The following is a 17,259-nucleotide window of genomic DNA, read 5'->3' on the forward strand; positions in this document are numbered from 1 at the left end:
TAGGTTGTTTCCCTACACCGTCTTTTTATTAACTATTATTTGATATCATCAGAGTGTTTAGCTACGTGTGTGACAATACCGTATTCTTTGGCTTCATCTAGTGTCATCCAGTGATTACGATCAGTGTCTTCTGCCACTTTTTCGTAAGTTTGCCCTGTTGCTTCAGCGATCAAAAGATTAATACGTTCGCGCATTTTGACAATTTCACGAGCCTCGATTTGAATCTCAGTACTTTGTCCTTGTATACCACCAGCCGGTTGATGAATCATGTAGCGTGTATTTGGTAGTGAGTAACGGTTCTCTTTTTTAGCACCTAAGAAAATCGTAATCCCAGCACTTGCTACCCAGCCAGTTCCTACAACCTTAACATCAGGTTTAACAAACTTAATCATATCATGAATGGTATCTCCTGCTTCAACATGCCCACCTTGACTATTGATAAAGATGGTAATGGGATCATCACTTAAAGATGCCAGTAGTAGTAATTGTCCACTCACTTCTTTAGCTAAATCTTGGTCGATGCCTCCATAAATTAAAATAGTACGATTTTCAATCATTTTTTGTGTTAATAATGTGTTAATATCCATTTGTTTTTCAGCCATATATATGACCTCCTATAATCTTTTCATCTAAATAATTGTAACATACTTAACAAGCTACTAAGACTTTAACGTCTTGGTTTACGTCCAAGTCCCACAGCATTTTTCATTTTTCTAAGCGTTTTATCAGCGACTTTTGCTGCCTCCATAGCACCTAGGTCCAGAATTGATTGTAGTTCCTCAGAAGTTAGTAACTCTTTGTAACGTTCTTGAATCGGCTCAAGTGTTGCTACAACAACTTCAGCTAAATCATTTTTAAATTCTGCATAACCTGAGTCTTTGTATTTAGCCACGATCTCATCAATAGTTAAATCAGTTAATGATGAATAGATGACCAAAAGATTAGAAACACCAGGTTTATTCTCTACATCATACTCGATTTTTCCGCTTGAATCTGTGACAGCTGAACGGATTTTTTTACGGATAATATTAGGTTCATCAAGCATTGAGATAAATCCTTTAGTATTTGTATCAGATTTGCTCATTTTTTTAGTTGGATCTTGTAAGCTCATAATGCGTCCACCGGCATTTTTTTCAGGGATTTTAACTTCTGGTAATACAAGTAGTTCCTGATTTTTAGCTGCATAACGAGAGTTGAAGCGTTCTACAAAATCACGTGTAAGCTCTAAATGTTGTTTTTGGTCATCCCCAACAGGTACTAAGTTTGTATTATATAAAATAATATCTGCAACCATTAATGGTGGGTAAGTAAGTAGTCCAGCACTTACAGAAGCTGCTCCTGTTTTTTGAGACTTATCTTTAAATTGAGTCATGCGCTCTAGTTCACCAAGAGAGGTATTACATTGAACAATCCAAGCTGCTTCAGCATGAGCTGCGACTTCTGATTGAATAAAAATAGTCGCTTTGTCTGGGTCAATACCAACTGCTAAGTAAAGAGAAGCTAGTTGGAGTATTTGTTGTCTAAGTTTAATTCTATCTTGTGGTACTGTAATAGCGTGCTCATCAACAATACAAAAGAAACACTCATATTCTTCTTGTAGTTGTACAAATTGCTTCATCGCTCCAATATAATTGCCAATTGTTGGAATACCACTTGGTTGAATTCCTGAAAAAATTGTTTTCATATAATAACATATCCCCCACACTTTTTAATAATAAATCCATTATACAAGAAGTAAGAGTGAAAAGGCGAATAAAGTCTCATATTTTAATCAATTATTCTAAAGAGATGAATAAAATAACGAATGTACAAATATGATTTTTTTGTGAATATTGTGAAGAAAATATTTTTTAAAGGTTTGAAACGTATAAAGAAAACAGATTAAAACGCCATTTCTAGACAAAATGGCCTAGAATTTCCAATTATTTTATAGTATACTTAATACATAGTAAAGGTTTTCCAAAAAGTTCGAAGACCTTTAATATAACTTGTGAAAAGGAGTGACATAGATGCTAAAATTATACACTTCACCTAGTTGTACTTCTTGTCGAAAAGCTCGTGCTTGGTTACAGGATAATCAAATAGAATTTGTTGAAAGAAACATTTTTTCTGAACCGTTAACACAAGATGAGCTAAAAGAAATTTTAAGAATGACTGAAGATGGAACAGAAGAGATTATCTCAACTCGTTCTAAGGTTTTCCAAAAATTAGATATTGATTTAGATGAGTTATCACTTCCTGAATTATTAGATCTAGTCCAAGAAAATCCAGGTCTTCTAAGACGACCAATTATGATTGATGATAAAAGACTTCAAGTTGGATTCAACGAAGATGAGATTCGTCGTTTCTTACCAAGAGAAGTACGCGCAATTGAGTTAAAACAAGCTCAATTAATGGCTGGAATCTAAAATAAAATTTTCTCGGCATACTTAACTTTAGTATGTCGATTTTTGTTATATTGAGTTGATTTTCTTTACTTTTTACTAATTTAGGCTACAATGAAGGTAGAATATAATGGAGAAATGGGGTGTAGCGAAATGGAAATGGAGAGAATAAATGAAAATACCATTCGTGTATCAATTGCTAATGAGGATTTAGAAGAACGTGGTATTAGGGTATTAGATTTATTGGGAAATCAAAAAGAAATTGAAAATTTCTTTTATAGTATTTTAGAAGAGGTAGATATTGATAATCAATTTCAAGAAAATGACTCTATAACGTTCCAGGTGCTACCCAATTATGATGGGCTAGAGTTGTTTATTAGTAAAAGTAACATCATTAATCCACCAACTGATATGAATTCATATATGGAAAACCAAGTTGATGAATTTACTGATTTTCTAAAAAATCATATTGTCTCTCAAGAAGAAGATCAAGATATCTCAGTTGAAGTGTTAGATGAGAATGACATATATGCAGATGAGTCTGTATCAAAAGATATGGTTTTTAGAGCTAATGATTTTGAAGATTTAATCGAGTTATCAAATGTTATAAATATGTCTCATGCTACGACTAATCTTTATCAGTACCAGTCAGCCTATTTTTTAGTTGTTACATTTTATTTAGAGGATATATCAAAATCACAAGTTAAAAATGACATCTCAAAATTGTATGAGTTTTTGATGAAAACTCCAGTTACTAAAGATATTTTAGAAGAGTATGGCCAGTCAATTATAGAGGATAATGCACTAAATCTATTATCTTTCTACTTTAAACCATAAAAAAGAATGTGCTTGCACATTCTTTTTTAGAGTGAAGATTAAAGAGGTGAATGAATGAAAAAATATAATGAATTTATACTGTATAGTGTTTTTGGAACGACAGCCACCTTTCTTTACTTTTTTGCACGATTTACATCGAAAAATTGGACGAGTAGTGTCTTAGTTTCTGTGATGATTGCTCAAGCAGTAGCTATTCTTTTTTCATTTTTTACTAATAAATTTATCGTGTTTAAAAATAAAGATTTAGGATTTGTAAAATCTTTACAACAGTTTGGCGAATTTTTAGCTGCTAGACTAGCCGTTATTTTACTTGATTTAGGTATTGCCTATTTTTTTGTTGAAAAATATCATAGAACGATGATTCAAGCGATGCATCTTCAAAAGATTAATTATGCTAATCACTCAATCTTTACAGGAGTCATGATTTCTTATATCGGTAATGCTTATTTACTAAATGAATTTATCTTTACGGTAATTTCTCAAGTATTAGCAACTATTATTAATTATGTTGTATCTAAGAGAATAGTATTTAACGTTAAAAAAAACTATGAGGCCACATTAAGTGCTTCATAGTTTTTTTCTTTACATTCCGATTAAATAATCGTCTTCCTTCATAGCTTCAACTGATCCAAGTAGGTAACCATTACCTACTTGAGAGAAGAAGTCATGGTTACTTGTTCCTGTTGATAATCCGTTCATCACAATTGGATTAACATCATTTGCCGTATCAGGAAATAGGGGATCCATACCTAAGTTCATTAAGGCTTTATTGGCATTATAGCGTAAGAAAGTTTTCACTTCCTCAGTCCACCCTAATTTATCATATAAAAGATCAGTATATAATTCCTCGTTTTCATATAATTCAAATAACAAATCATACATCCAAGCTTTTATTTCTTCTTGTTCAGCCTCAGGAAGCTCATTGTATCCCAATTGGAATTTATAACCAATATAAGTACCATGAACTGACTCATCGCGAATAATCAGTTTGATGATTTCAGCAACGTTTGCTAGTTTGTTGTTACCCAAATAGTAAAGGGGAGCATAGAATCCTGAATAGAAAAGGAAAGTCTCGGCATAGACACTAGCCACTTTCTTTTGTAATGCAGAACCATTTAGATAAATTTCATTAATAATTTTAGCTTTTTTTTGTAAATAAGGATTTGTATTTGTCCATTCAAAAATCTCTTCAATTTCAGCTTTGGTGTTTAATGTACTAAAAATCGATGAATAACTTTTAGCATGAACACTTTCCATAAATTGAATATTGTTTAGAACAGCCTCTTCGTGAGGTGTTCTAATATCTTTTCTAAGTGCTTCAATCCCATTTTCTGACTGGATAGTATCAAGAAGCGTTAAGCCACCAAATACTAAACCAATATTCTCTTTTTGATCATCTGAAAAACCACGCCAGTCATCTAAGTCATTAGACAAAGGGATACGCGTATCTAACCAAAATTGTTCTGTTAATTTTTCCCAAGTAGATTTATCAATAATATCTTCAACTTCGTTCCAATTAATCGCTTGATAATAACTATTTTCTTGTATCACTGTAGGTCCTCCTTAAATAACACAACTCTCACATTGATTACTGCCAATCTCTTCATCATCATCAGTAAATGTTCTGATATAATAAATAGATTTGATTCCTTGATGGAAGGCATAGTGGCGCAAAATATTTAAATCACGAGTCGTTTGTTTATTTGTATCAGTTTTCCACTCATATAAGCCCTCAGGAATGTCAGAGCGCATAAATAAAGTTAAACTCATACCTTGATCGATATGTTTTTGAGCTGTTGCGTAAACATCAATGACTTTTCGCATATCCATATCATAAGCAGATGTGTAATAAGGCATCGTCTCATTTGAAAGATATGGTGCTGGATAATAAATTTTCCCAATTTTTTTCTCTTGACGCTCTTCAATCAAGCGAGTAATAGGATGAATACTAGCACTTGTATCATTAATATAAGAAATTGAACCATTTGGAGCGACTGCTAAACGGTTTTGATGATATAAGCCATGTTCTTTAACAGAAGCTTGTAAATCTTTCCAATCTTTATCTGTTGGAATAAAAATCCCTTCAAATAATGATTTTACTTTGTCAGATTTTGGCTCAATTACGTCATTAATATACGTATCAAAGTAAGAACCATTAGCATAATCAGATTTTTCAAAATTATCGAAAGTTTCACCGCGTTCTTTTGCGATGTTATTGCTCTCAACTAAAGTCCAGTAGTTAAGTAACATAAAGTAAATATCCGTAAATTCAATAGATTCTTTCGAACCATACGCCATTTGATTCTTAGCAAAATAAGTATGCAGTCCCATAGCACCTAAGCCGATTGTGTGATTTAGACGGTTTCCATTTTGAATAGATGGCACGACTTCAATATCAGAAGCATCTGTAATAAACGTTAGTGCACGAGTCATAGTACGTACTGATTTTCCAAAATCAGGTCCATCCATTAAGTTTACAATATTTGTTGAACCAAGGTTACAAGAAATGTCTGTCCCAAGAACTTCATACTCTTGACGATCATTAATAACTGATGGTTTTTGAATTTGTAAAATCTCAGAACACAAGTTACTCATAACAATTTTCCCATCAACAGGGTTAGCACGGTTTGCTGTGTCGATATTAATAATATACGGATAACCTGACTCTTGTTGTAGTTTACTGATTTCATTTTCTAAGTAGCGAGCATTAATTTTTTGTTTACGGATATTAGGGTTAGCGACTAAATTGTCATATTCCTCACTAATATCAATGTATGAAAACGGCACGCCGTATTCTTTTTCAACGCTATATGGGCTAAATAAGTACATGTCTTCATTTTTGCGAGCTAATTCATAGAACTTGTCTGGAATAGTCAAGCCAAGTGATAAAGTTTTAACACGAATTTTTTCATCAGCATTTTCTTTTTTCGTTGATAAGAACATTTCGATATCAGGATGGAAAACATTTAAGTAAACCACACCAGCTCCTTGGCGTTGGCCTAGTTGATTACTGTAGCTAAAGCTATCTTCAAATAACTTCATAACAGGGACCACACCACTAGCTGCACCTTCAAACCCTTTAATTGGAGCTCCTGCTTCACGTAGGTTAGATAAATTGATCCCAACTCCGCCACCAATTCGTGATAACTGGAGAGCGCTATTAATGGATCTACCGATACTATTCATATCATCAGTTACTTGAACTAAGAAACAAGATACTAATTCACCACGGCGTTTTCTTCCTGCGTTTAAAAAGGAGGGTGTAGCAGGCTGATAACGTTGGTGAATCATTTCGTTAGCTAATTGCATAGCTAATTTTTCATCACCATTAGCAAAATATAGCGCGTTAAATGCTACACGGTCTTCGTAACTTTCTAAATATTGATTACCATCATTTGTTTTTAAGGCATATTGTGAATAAAATTTATAAGCAGCCATAAATGATTTAAATGTAAAGTCTTGTTCATCTAAGTAGTTATATAAAGACTCGATAAATGCTAGGGAGTACAGATTTAAAAACTCTTCTTCCATATAATCATGTTCAACTAAATAAGCTAGTTTTTCTTCTATAGAAGGAAAAGTTTTCGTAAAAGGAATTACGTTTTCTTTGAAAAAAGCATCTAGGGCTTCTTTATCTTTAAACAATGGGATTTGATCATCCACTGGGCGGTTGATTTCATTATTTAACTCAAAATAAGTGACATCAGTCAATTCTTTTAGACTCAAAATCATTCACTACTTTCTTAAAATTTTTAACGTCTTCGTCTGTTCCACTAAATTCAAATGAAAAGACAAGGGGTACGTCATAGTCCCTTGAGATATCTTTGGCTGTAAAAATAAAAAGGTCACCGAAGTTGAGATTACCACCACCGGCGACTCCTTTCAAGTAATTGGCATTATCTTTGAACTCAATAAAATCGTTCACTACTTCTGTGACTTCTTGGTCATAAGTAGGAACGATTAATAAGTAGTCTTCATCCATTTCATAAAAAGGGTTGGTTGTATCAATTTCATAAGTAGCTAAATCTAATTTGTTAATAAAACGTCTGGTTTGTCCTGTTAAAGAAAAATAGACTAGTTTCATAATTAGACCGCCAAAGCACGAAGTTTATCAGGTCTAAATCCTACAATTGTAACTTGTGCATCTTGAGTAGTAATAACAGGAACACTTTGAAATCCTTGTTCTTTTAATGTATCTATATATTGTGGGTCAGTATCTAGGTTGATTTCTGTAAAAGAAACATTTTTTTCGGTTAAAAACTTTTTAGTCATAACGCATTGTGGGCAATTATTTTTTGTATATAACGTGATTGGTGTCATGTGACAACCCCCTTAAATTGTTTTCTTGATATCTATTAGTATAGCTTGAAAATAAAAAAAGTCAAACGAAAAACACAAGATATTGTGTCCTTGTTTGGCTGTAAGTACTATTGATAGTATGTTAGAGAAGTGATTCTTTTTTTTTATACTAGTTAAGAGTATATTTTTTGTGAGCAAGCTAAAAATCAAACTGATGCCCATATTATTTTTATCAAACTTCAGACTGAAGTTAGTCAGCTAGATGGACTTACGTAAGTTAACACACAAGATATAGTATAGGCATGTGTTTAACAAAAGTAAATAGGTAAAGTCATAAAATTAACTTGAAAAATTAAAAATTTCATTAAATAGAATATAAATGATATATTTTTTTAATAAAACATTGTATGCTTAACCCATATTTTTTTAAGGTTAAAAAAACACTCGTTCTTTAATGTAACTTAAGTTTTTTAATAATCCGTAAAATGAACAAAAGAAAGAAGGTTATTATGAAAGGAAAAGTAATGGATACAGATCAAAAGATATTTGAAGAAAACTATTTAAACGTTGTAGGGCATATTGATGATTTTGAAGAGACATTATGGTTTAAACGATTATCTGAAAAGGAAAAAACCAATGCACGACCAACTATTATTTTGTTTAGCGAATATATGTTTGATTACCATTTTCAAACAATAGTTGAGTGGGATTCCACTAACCTCAAAGACGTTATATTAAATAGATTTCCGTATGAGGTAATAACCAGTATAGATTATTTTAATCAAGTTCCCCCTATTATGATACATTTTTTTGATTATTTATATTTATCAGAAAAACTATACTCAAGGGTTGTATTTGTCACATAGTATAAATCAGTTGACTGGTGAATTAGTGAGAGAAGTATTAAACCAACAAGAAGATACTTTTGTTAGTAATTTGTTAAGTCTAGGTGAAGAGATGAGTTTGGATTTAAGTCTATTACCAGATACGGAGAAATTATTTCATTTTGTAGAGGAGTTTGAATATATTAGTCAATGTCATTTTAGGATAACGCAACCTAGCTCTATTATTATCTCTTCATGAGGTCACAGATTTTAAATGGCTAGTTGATTAAGATATATGATTTTAAAAAAAAATGATTTAATGGTACAATGAGGTTATGAAAGGGGGTATTTATGATGAAAAAAACAATGAAATATGCATTAGGAACGGCAGCTATTTTAGGTACAGTTGCAGTGATTAAGATAACTAAAAAAGGTGTCGAGAAAACGACAGAGTCAATTAATAAGTTAAAATTCAAATTGTTAGTTCGTGACAAATTAAATGATAACCCAGGTCTTTTAGATTTAGCAGATGATTTAGCAGATGATGAAATTCGTGTATTAATTGATGTCTTAGAGCGTTTAGATGACAACAAACATGAAGAACATTTTGGTGCAGCAGTTAAGTCAAAAATCGCATCGGCAATTGCAGGTAAACAATAATGAGTGTGAGTAAACAAAAGAGGATGACCACAATAATGGGCATCCTCTTATTTTAATGTTTGAATTTATGAGGGGTACATTAAATGTGTTATTTGGAATAAAAAAGCGTAAAAAAAGCTTAATAGATATATTTTATTAATCTATCAATCTTATTGTTATTCCTTAAGGTTGGTTATGACTAGGCTTTGTAAGGGAAGGGGAAACCTAGTCACAACTCAAAAATTAGCCGAATAAATTAAATAAATTAATTTATGCACCTAGTTTAATGCAAAATTATTAATCTAACAATCAAAAAAATCTAATTTCATAGACTAATAGCAAAAAAAGATACATAGAGACTGGTAAAACAGTATTTCATTTTTTTCGTATAGATATGCAATTTTTGGGGAATTAGTTGTTATTTTATTTTTTTTAAGCGTAATCATTTTAGAATAATAGCTGTTTGATTTTTTAAGTCATAAAAATGATGTATAATGAAGTGAGTGTGTTTTTGACACAAAGATTAAGGGGGTTTTGAAATGAAAAAGATATTAGTGGTGGATGATGAAAAGCCAATTTCAGATATTGTCAAATTTAATTTAACAAAAGAAGGATATGAAGTGTTTACAGCCTTTGATGGTGAAGAGGCAATTGAGAAGGTAGAAGAGGTGGAACCAGATTTAATTTTACTGGATCTAATGCTTCCTAAAAAAGATGGTTTAGAGGTTTGTCGTGAGGTACGAAAAAATCATGATACACCGATTATTATGGTAACAGCTAAAGATTCAGAAATTGATAAGGTCTTAGGTTTAGAACTAGGAGCAGATGACTATGTGACCAAACCATTTTCAAATCGTGAATTAGTGGCTCGTGTGAAAGCAAATTTACGTCGTCATGATAATAGGGTTTCCAAGGAAGAAGAGGAAGAAACAGGGGATTTAACGATTGGTTCATTAACAATTCATCCGGATGCTTATGTGGTATCTAAAAAGGGTGAAACCATTGAATTAACACATCGTGAATTTGAATTATTATATTATTTAGCAAAACATATAGGACAAGTGATGACTAGAGAGCATTTACTACAAACTGTTTGGGGATATGATTATTTTGGTGATGTCAGAACGGTAGATGTCACTGTGAGACGTTTAAGAGAGAAGATTGAAGATAATCCAAGTCACCCAAACTGGTTAATCACTAGACGTGGTGTTGGTTATTATTTAAGAAACTCAGATCAAGATTAGAGGACAATAGATGAAAGAAAAAAGAATTAGGTTTTTCTTCTCTGTTCACTTCAAGATTGCTTTAGTTTTTGTGCTTCTTTTAATGATTTCAGTGGAGATTATTGGAGCGATTTTTATTAGGGAATTAGAGGCTTCTACTATTCACACGTTTGAATCAAATATGACAACACAAGTAGAAACTTTAGCGACGAATTTAGGTTCAGAGATGAGTCAGCGAAATGATGAGCCAAAGGAGCAAAATACTAAACAAATACTATCAGAGTTTTCAAAAAGTGATGTCTTAGAAGCAAGACTTGTAGATGATAAGGGAATTGTGATTGCAACAAGTGACCCTAATTTACAAGGAGATATTGGAAAGAAAAATGACTATGAATTATTTAATGCCTTTAGTCAAAAAAAAGAAGAGCGAAAAGATCAGCAGACAGGTAAGCGGGTATTTGTTAATATTGAGCAAATATACTCCCCTACTGGTGATGCTGTTATTGGTTTTTTATATGTAAAAAGTGATATTGAAAGCAAGTATCAACAAGTTAGTGACATTACCTTGATCTTTTTCTATGCCTCTATGATTGCCTTAGTATTTAGTGTCATTATTGCTCTTCTTGTAGCAAGAACTATTACTAAACCAATTGGTGAGATGAAGCAACAAGCTGAGCGTGTTGCTAATGGTGATTACTCTGGTCATGTTGAGGTCTATGGGAAAGATGAGCTAGGTCAACTTGGTGAAACGTTTAATGAAGTATCTTTTAGAATTGAAGAAGCTCAAGAAACAATGGAGGCAGAAAGAAGACGGTTAGATAGTGTCTTAACCCATATGACAGATGGAGTCATTGGAACAGATAGACTGGGTAATATTATTTTAATTAATGATATGGCAACAAACGTCTTACGTACATCTACTCAAGATGTGATGAATCGCTCTATTTTAGAGGTCTTACGCTTAGATGAAAATTATACATTTAGAATGCTTTTAGAAGAGCAGAATGAGTTACTACTTGATTTTAGTGAACAGTTTGGTGAAGCTATGTTGATCCGTGCTGAGTTTTCTATGATCCGCCGGGAGTCTGGGTTTATTAGTGGGCTTGTGTGTGTGCTTCATGATGTGACAGAAAAAGAAAAAGATGAAGAAGAGCGTAGGCAATTTGTATCTAATGTTTCCCATGAATTACGCACACCATTAACAAGTATGAGAAGTTACATTGAAGCACTCATTGACGGGGCATGGCAAGACCCTGATGTGGCACCAATGTTCTTAAGAGTAACTCAGGAAGAAACTAACCGGATGATTCGTATGATTAATGATTTACTTCAACTCTCACGAATGGATGCCAATAAAATTACATTAAACACAGAACTAGTGAATTTAAATGAGTTATTTAATTATGTGTTAGACCGTTTTGATATGTTACTTAAAGATAGTGACAAACAACATAAAATCAAACGTGAATTTACAAAACGGGCTATATGGGTAGACATTGATACTGATAGAATGATTCAAGTGCTAGATAATATTTTAAATAATGCTATGAAATATTCACCAGCTGGAGGTAATATTACGTGTCGCTTACTTGAAACACATAAAAATGTGGTTCTTAGCATCTCGGATGAGGGGTTGGGGATTCCTAAACAGCAATTAGGAAAAGTATTTGACCGTTTTTATCGTGTGGATAAAGCCAGATCTAGAGAAATGGGAGGATCAGGTTTAGGTTTAGCTATTTCAAAAGAAGCTATTAAGGCCCATGGTGGTAATATTTGGGTAGAAAGTGAAGAAGGTAAAGGGTCAACATTCTTTATTTCACTTCCTTATGAGCCTTATGAGGAGGAGTTGTGGGAATGATAAAATTAGGTAATCGAATTGTGAAAGTAATATTAATTGTCTTGATTTTACTTAGTCTGTTTTTATCTTGGAAAATCTGGACAAAACCTGCTAACCGAGGATTTCAGGATCGAAGTAACAAAGTAAGTGAAGTTGTTCAAAAAAAACCCATGACAGATGTCTTTGTTCCTACTAAATTATTTTATCATGAAAATAAAGGAGAGGATTTCTTTTATACCAATAAGGAATCTGTTATTAGTAGTCTGCAAGAGCGAGTGGTTAACTTTGAGTTTGGGGATATTAAAGAGTTGACTCGTACTGAGGCAGCAGCTTTATTAGAAAAAGAACAAATTTTTAGTCTAGTTTTCCCTAGTGAGATTCCAGTTGCTCTTTTTACTGAGTTACATCATTTAGATCTTGAGTTACCAGAAGAACATAAAAATATGGTATTTAGTCGAGTGACTGTGTCATTATTAGATGAGACACTTTATTTTGTTAATCATGCTAAAACTGAAGCGATTGAAGTTCCAGTTAAAGGTGATTTTAAAAGTCTAGAACGCTTATTACAATCTAAGAAAAATGGTTATTTTAAAGTGAACATACCAGAAGATAGCTTGATAAATATTTATTATTTTACTGAAGAAGTAGAGCTTAAAATTTATAGCTACATTGTAGCGACACAGTCTTTCACAACGTTTTCTAAAGGTTTTTTCAATCAATCAAGTGATTTGTATTCCAATGAGGGAGAAAATCTAAATTTATCTAATGGTGAAGGTGAATCCTTAACGATTGAAAATAAAACAGGTGAAGTGACTTATTTTGGTAAATTACAAGAAAATCATGATTATGCGAGAAATAAGCTTTATTTTGATACGTTTCAGTATGTTGAGGATATGGGAACAGCTTTAGGAAATATGCGTTATTTTTCTAGTAAAGAAACAGAAGTCACTTACCGAAATTATATCGAGGGATTTCCTGTTTTTGGAGAGAATATGCAAGGAAGCTTAGAGGCAACGGTGCAAAATAAAAATATTTATGTCAGAGCGAATCAAGAAACCTTACAAATTCCAATTCCATCTGAAGAAAACGTGACGTTAATACCAACAGCTAAGTTAGTTGAACAGCTTAGAGATCAGGGAGTTGACCTAGATAGTATTCAAGATATTCAAATAGGTTATAAGTGGCAGACTAATAAAGAAACCAAACAAGCTGTAGATTTGGTTCCTGCGTGGTATATTGAATATAATAATGAATGGTACACACAACCAGAAGTAGTTGAAGTAGCTACAAAAGGGGGAGGGCAATAATGGATTTTAGGCGAGTTGAGGGTATCTTCCTAGTTGTCTTCTTGTTGCTAAATATGTTTTTGTTTTATATTTATTTTGAAGGAAAACAAGATCAGGACTCTATTTCAAGAGGTAGTATTACAGAAAATTTAGAAGAGCGACTTCACTCAGAATCCATTAAAATATCAGAGCCCTTATCTTCAAAAAAAGAGGAAGGGTACTATATTTCTGCTGAGGAAGTTGACCTAGTTGATTTAGCAACGAAAACTTTAACAAATCAAGAGTGGCACGTAAACAATAACCAATTAAAAAGTACCTTAATGAATCAAAGTCAGGTTTATTTGACAAATGCTGATGATTTAGAAAAAGTGACGACTTTTATTAATAATCCTAAAATGGTGATTCAAGGTAGTGAGTATATTTTAAATGCTACTGAGACAAAAGCTATGAAGCACTATATTTATAATCAGTTTTGGGAAGGTATTCCTTTTAATGATGAGACTTCTAGGTTAGATATTGAAGTGGTATCTGAGGATTTTGAATCAGGAGTTGTTATTGGTTACGAACAACGCATGATTGGTAATATTGATCCCTTACTTGAGAAGCAAACATTGATTTCTGAGAGAGAGGCAATTATTAGTTTATATACCAATAACCGCTTGCAACCAGGAACAACGATTAAAGGGATTGATTTAGGATATACAAGAATATTTACAGTACGTGGAAAAAATGTGTACATTCCAGCATGGTTTGTGACATTAGAAACAAGTAAAGAGATGAGACAAACAGAAAGAGTTAATGCTTTTACAAGTGCTGTTATCTCCTCAGGTGTCTCAGAAGTTACGCATTAGCAGGTAGTAGTGAAGGAGGATGCGTAGTAGTGGAAGAAACATTTAATGTGAGCGTCTTAGCTAGTGGTAGTACAGGAAACTCATTGTTTATTGAAACAAAAGAGAAAAAAATATTAGTAGATGCTGGGCTTAGTGGTAAGAAAATAACAAACCTTTTGGCTGAGATAGATCGTAGACCAGAAGACTTGGATGCGATTTTGGTCACTCATGAGCATCGTGATCATGTAAGTGGCGTAGGTGTCTTAGCTAGGAAATATAAATTAGATATCTTTGCTAATGAGCCGACTTGGCGAGGGATGGATAAAATTATTGGGGATGTAGCTGTTGAGCAAAAAAATATATTTAATTTAGGTAGCATATTAACGCTTGGTGATATGGATATTGAAAGTTTTGGTGTGTCTCATGATGCCGCTTGTCCTCAGTTCTATCAATTTCATAAAGACAACAAATCCTTTGTTATTTTGACTGACACTGGCTATTGTAGTGATCAAGTGAAAGGTATCATAAAAAATGCAGATGCTTATCTTTTAGAAAGTAACCATGATCCTAACATGTTACGAATGGGAAGTTACCCGTGGAATACAAAACAAAGAATACTAGGTGATATGGGCCATTTATCAAATGAAGATGGTGCTCTTGTAGCCACTGAAATTATCGGTGATAAAACTAAGCGGGTCTATCTAGGGCATTTAAGTAAGGAAAACAATATGAAAGAGTTAGCTCATATCACAATGACAGGGATATTAAATCAACACGACATTGATACCACACGTCAAGTGAAAATTATGGATACTGATCCTGAAAAAGCTTGTGACTTATTTGCAATTTAAATAAAATAATCCAGAGTAGTAATTGATGTTTGTATCAATTACTACTCTGGATTTTTATATTATTTAGTTAAAAGGATTACTATTGTCTTTTATTTGAGGTTGTTGTTCTTCTTTTTGCTGGTTTTCCATTAATTTACTTGAATCTTGATCGAGTTTAACCGTTGTTTTTTCTTGTTTTCCGTTTCTAAAGTAAGTCACTTCTAAATTATCACCGATTTTTTTAGAATATAAAATAGATTGTAATTCGGAAGTGTCATTGATTTCTTCACCATCAAGTTTAGTGATCACATCATATTGTTTTAAACCAGCTTTTTCAGCAGGAGAGCCTTTTTCAACAGAAGCCACAACCACGCCGCCATTGATATCCACACCATTTAATTTTAGGACATTTTGTTGATCTTCAGGGCTGATAACATTTAAATTAACCATGCGTATACCTAACATTGGACGAACAACACTTTTTCCTTGTTCTAGTTGGTTAATGATATTAACAACTTCATTACTTGGAATAGCAAATCCCATTCCTTCAGCACTAACACCAGTTGTAGCTTGAGCAATTTTACTTGAGTTGATACCAATGACTTGACCTTCAGTGTTAACTAAAGCCCCACCTGAATTACCTGGGTTAATCGCAGCATCTGTTTGAATGGCTTTAATATTAATTAACTGGCCATCATCCGTTTGATTAGTAATCATTCTGTCTTTTGCTGAAATAATTCCTTTTGATACCGAATTAGCAAACACTGAACCAAGAGGTGAGCCGATAGCTAAAACAGGCTCTCCTACTTTAATATTATTTGAGTTACCAAATTCAGCAACAGTCGTCACGCCTTCATCTGGAATTTCTAAGACAGCTAAATCACTATAGACGTCAGTACCGATAATTTTCGCTTCAGCTGTATTGCCATCATTTAACATAATTTGCACAGCATCAGCTCCTGCGACAACGTGATTATTTGTAGCAATATAAGCTTTACCATTATCTTTTCTATAGATAACCCCACTACCTTCACCGGCTTCTTGTAGCTCGCCATCTTGCTCTGTACTACCATCAGCTGGGCCAAAAATTCGCTCAAGTTCTGAGAGTTGGGCTTGTGTCTTTTGTAAAGTTGTTACAGAAACAACGGCACCTTGAACTTTTTCAACAGCCTTAGTAGTGTCATTTTCAACATTGACATTGACATTACTAACCTTTGTTTTTCCCTCTTCAACAGGTTTTACGTTTTCTACTTTAGGAGAATTAGTTATAGGAGAAGTAGAATCGCTAATAACAAGACCATACCCACCTAGTACTAAAACACCACCTAGGACACCCCCAAGAACAGATACTCCAAAACGTTTACCAAAAGAATTATTTTTTGTTTTGTTTGTTTTATTTTTAGTGTTTTTTGGTGTGACATCTTTTCTATTTGTTGGATTAGTTTTCATATTGTACGGTGATTTCTCACCTTTCCCCCTTCTATTAAAATGCAGTCTCAATTGCATCAGTTCTATTTATGTTATCTATCATAACACTTAATTTTGAAAAATAGATGAAAAAGGATTGGGAAAAAAGAATTTTCGCAAGAAAAATAATGAATTTTTAGACAATTCATGAGAAAATAGAGTATAGAAAAAAGTTATCCCCATGAGTTATCCACAAAAATGTGTATAACTTCCATAATCTTGGATAACTTAGCCTTTTCACTGTGAATAACATTGTGGATGAGTGTTGAAAACTAATAAATGTGGATAAATCAAGGGGTTTAGGGAGAAAAATATGAAAATAAAAATCATAACTGTGGGTAAGTTAAAAGAAAAATATTTAAAACAAGGAATTGAAGAATATAGTAAACGCCTAGGTAGATATTGCCAACTACAATTAATTGAAGTACCTGACGAGAAAGCTCCTGAAGCTTTAAGTGAAGCTGAGATGATCCAAGTCAAAGACAAAGAAGGAGAGCGTATCTTAAGTAAAATCAGTGATCAAGATTATGTGTTTGCCTTAGCTATTAATGGTAAACAATTTTCTTCAGAAGACTTTGCTAAAGAGATAGACACTCTAACAACTAGAGGAAAAAGCCAATTTACTTTTGTGATTGGAGGCTCACTGGGTTTATCAGATAAGGTATTAAAAAGAAGTAATCAAGAGATGTCCTTTGGTAAGCTGACTTATCCACACCAGTTGATGAAGTTAGTTTTAGTGGAGCAGATTTATAGAGCCTTTAGGATAAATAACGGAGAACCGTATCATAAATGATGCGGTTTTT

General features: G+C 33.0%; 19 protein-coding genes. 12 read left to right on the plus strand and 7 right to left on the minus strand.

Annotation, left to right across the window (positions count from 1 at the left end; genetic code table 11):
- Positions 1 to 35: 35 nt before the first annotated feature.
- Together VSF34_RS01975 and trpS are read right to left on the minus strand one after the other, a co-directional pair.
- Positions 36 to 602 (minus strand): ATP-dependent Clp protease proteolytic subunit, encoded by a 567-nt coding sequence (locus tag VSF34_RS01975; RefSeq protein WP_326717435.1) that lies wholly within the window; start codon positions 600 to 602, stop codon positions 36 to 38.
- A gap of 65 nt (positions 603 to 667) precedes the next feature.
- A complete protein-coding gene (trpS, locus tag VSF34_RS01980; RefSeq protein WP_326717436.1) occupies positions 668 to 1,684 on the minus strand; it encodes a tryptophan--tRNA ligase in 1,017 nt (338 codons plus the stop codon).
- A 325-nt stretch (positions 1,685 to 2,009) separates the two neighbouring features.
- Here trpS and spxA point away from each other — a divergent pair, with 325 nt between their 5' ends.
- From spxA to VSF34_RS01995, 3 genes are all read left to right on the plus strand, one after another.
- Positions 2,010 to 2,408, plus strand: coding sequence for a transcriptional regulator SpxA (spxA, locus tag VSF34_RS01985; protein ID WP_326717437.1), 399 nt, complete (start codon positions 2,010 to 2,012; stop codon positions 2,406 to 2,408).
- A gap of 114 nt (positions 2,409 to 2,522) precedes the next feature.
- A complete protein-coding gene (locus tag VSF34_RS01990; protein ID WP_326717438.1) occupies positions 2,523 to 3,221 on the plus strand; it encodes an adaptor protein MecA in 699 nt (232 codons plus the stop codon).
- Between the two features lie 54 nt (positions 3,222 to 3,275).
- Positions 3,276 to 3,794, plus strand: a complete 519-nt coding sequence (locus VSF34_RS01995; protein WP_326717439.1) for a GtrA family protein — start codon at positions 3,276 to 3,278, stop codon at positions 3,792 to 3,794.
- A gap of 9 nt (positions 3,795 to 3,803) precedes the next feature.
- On the opposite strand, the gene nrdF is transcribed toward VSF34_RS01995, so the two are convergent.
- The 4 genes from nrdF to nrdH are packed head-to-tail and all read right to left on the minus strand — an operon-like array spanning position 3,804 to position 7,541.
- Complete coding sequence (gene nrdF, locus VSF34_RS02000; RefSeq protein ID WP_326717997.1) at positions 3,804 to 4,769, minus strand: class 1b ribonucleoside-diphosphate reductase subunit beta; 966 nt, start codon at positions 4,767 to 4,769, stop codon at positions 3,804 to 3,806.
- A gap of 15 nt (positions 4,770 to 4,784) precedes the next feature.
- A complete protein-coding gene (gene nrdE, locus VSF34_RS02005) occupies positions 4,785 to 6,947 on the minus strand; it encodes a class 1b ribonucleoside-diphosphate reductase subunit alpha (RefSeq protein WP_326717440.1) in 2,163 nt (720 codons plus the stop codon).
- Complete coding sequence (nrdI, locus tag VSF34_RS02010) at positions 6,925 to 7,305, minus strand: class Ib ribonucleoside-diphosphate reductase assembly flavoprotein NrdI (RefSeq protein WP_326717441.1); 381 nt, start codon at positions 7,303 to 7,305, stop codon at positions 6,925 to 6,927. The genes nrdE and nrdI overlap by 23 nt, the downstream gene beginning before the upstream one ends.
- A gap of 2 nt (positions 7,306 to 7,307) precedes the next feature.
- A complete protein-coding gene (gene nrdH / locus VSF34_RS02015; protein WP_326717442.1) occupies positions 7,308 to 7,541 on the minus strand; it encodes a glutaredoxin-like protein NrdH in 234 nt (77 codons plus the stop codon).
- A 488-nt stretch (positions 7,542 to 8,029) separates the two neighbouring features.
- On the opposite strand from nrdH, the gene VSF34_RS02020 reads away from it, so the two are divergent.
- The 8 genes from VSF34_RS02020 (at position 8,030) to VSF34_RS02055 (ending at position 15,010) form a co-directional block, all read left to right on the plus strand.
- Complete coding sequence (locus VSF34_RS02020; protein ID WP_326717443.1) at positions 8,030 to 8,386, plus strand: hypothetical protein; 357 nt, start codon at positions 8,030 to 8,032, stop codon at positions 8,384 to 8,386.
- Positions 8,376 to 8,603 carry a hypothetical protein gene (locus tag VSF34_RS02025; RefSeq protein ID WP_326717444.1) on the plus strand — a complete coding sequence of 76 codons (228 nt, stop codon included), beginning with the start codon at positions 8,376 to 8,378 and terminating at the stop codon, positions 8,601 to 8,603. The genes VSF34_RS02020 and VSF34_RS02025 overlap by 11 nt, the downstream gene beginning before the upstream one ends.
- A gap of 95 nt (positions 8,604 to 8,698) precedes the next feature.
- Positions 8,699 to 9,004, plus strand: coding sequence for a hypothetical protein (locus VSF34_RS02030; protein ID WP_326717445.1), 306 nt, complete (start codon positions 8,699 to 8,701; stop codon positions 9,002 to 9,004).
- Positions 9,005 to 9,522: 518 nt separating this feature from the next.
- Entirely contained in the window at positions 9,523 to 10,227 is a 705-nt protein-coding gene (gene yycF / locus VSF34_RS02035) for a response regulator YycF (protein WP_326717446.1), read from the plus strand.
- Between the two features lie 10 nt (positions 10,228 to 10,237).
- Positions 10,238 to 12,064: a cell wall metabolism sensor histidine kinase WalK gene (gene walK, locus VSF34_RS02040; RefSeq protein WP_326717447.1), complete on the plus strand. Its 1,827-nt coding sequence runs from the start codon at positions 10,238 to 10,240 to the stop codon at positions 12,062 to 12,064.
- On the plus strand, positions 12,061 to 13,350 hold the full coding sequence (locus VSF34_RS02045) for a YycH family regulatory protein (RefSeq protein WP_326717448.1): 1,290 nt from the start codon (positions 12,061 to 12,063) through the stop codon (positions 13,348 to 13,350). The genes walK and VSF34_RS02045 overlap by 4 nt, the downstream gene beginning before the upstream one ends.
- Positions 13,350 to 14,180: a two-component system regulatory protein YycI gene (locus tag VSF34_RS02050; protein ID WP_326717449.1), complete on the plus strand. Its 831-nt coding sequence runs from the start codon at positions 13,350 to 13,352 to the stop codon at positions 14,178 to 14,180. Before VSF34_RS02045 ends, VSF34_RS02050 begins: the two co-directional genes overlap by 1 nt.
- A gap of 29 nt (positions 14,181 to 14,209) precedes the next feature.
- Positions 14,210 to 15,010 carry an MBL fold metallo-hydrolase gene (locus VSF34_RS02055; RefSeq protein WP_326717450.1) on the plus strand — a complete coding sequence of 267 codons (801 nt, stop codon included), beginning with the start codon at positions 14,210 to 14,212 and terminating at the stop codon, positions 15,008 to 15,010.
- A gap of 63 nt (positions 15,011 to 15,073) precedes the next feature.
- On the opposite strand, the gene VSF34_RS02060 is transcribed toward VSF34_RS02055, so the two are convergent.
- Positions 15,074 to 16,438 (minus strand): S1C family serine protease, encoded by a 1,365-nt coding sequence (locus VSF34_RS02060; RefSeq protein ID WP_326717451.1) that lies wholly within the window; start codon positions 16,436 to 16,438, stop codon positions 15,074 to 15,076.
- Between the two features lie 331 nt (positions 16,439 to 16,769).
- Between VSF34_RS02060 and rlmH the strand changes: the two genes are divergently transcribed.
- Positions 16,770 to 17,249, plus strand: a complete 480-nt coding sequence (gene rlmH / locus VSF34_RS02065) for a 23S rRNA (pseudouridine(1915)-N(3))-methyltransferase RlmH (protein ID WP_326717452.1) — start codon at positions 16,770 to 16,772, stop codon at positions 17,247 to 17,249.
- Positions 17,250 to 17,259: the final 10 nt, after the last annotated feature.

The sequence above is a fragment of the Vagococcus jeotgali genome (assembly GCF_035918315.1).
GTDB classification, from domain to species: domain Bacteria; phylum Bacillota; class Bacilli; order Lactobacillales; family Vagococcaceae; genus Vagococcus; species Vagococcus jeotgali.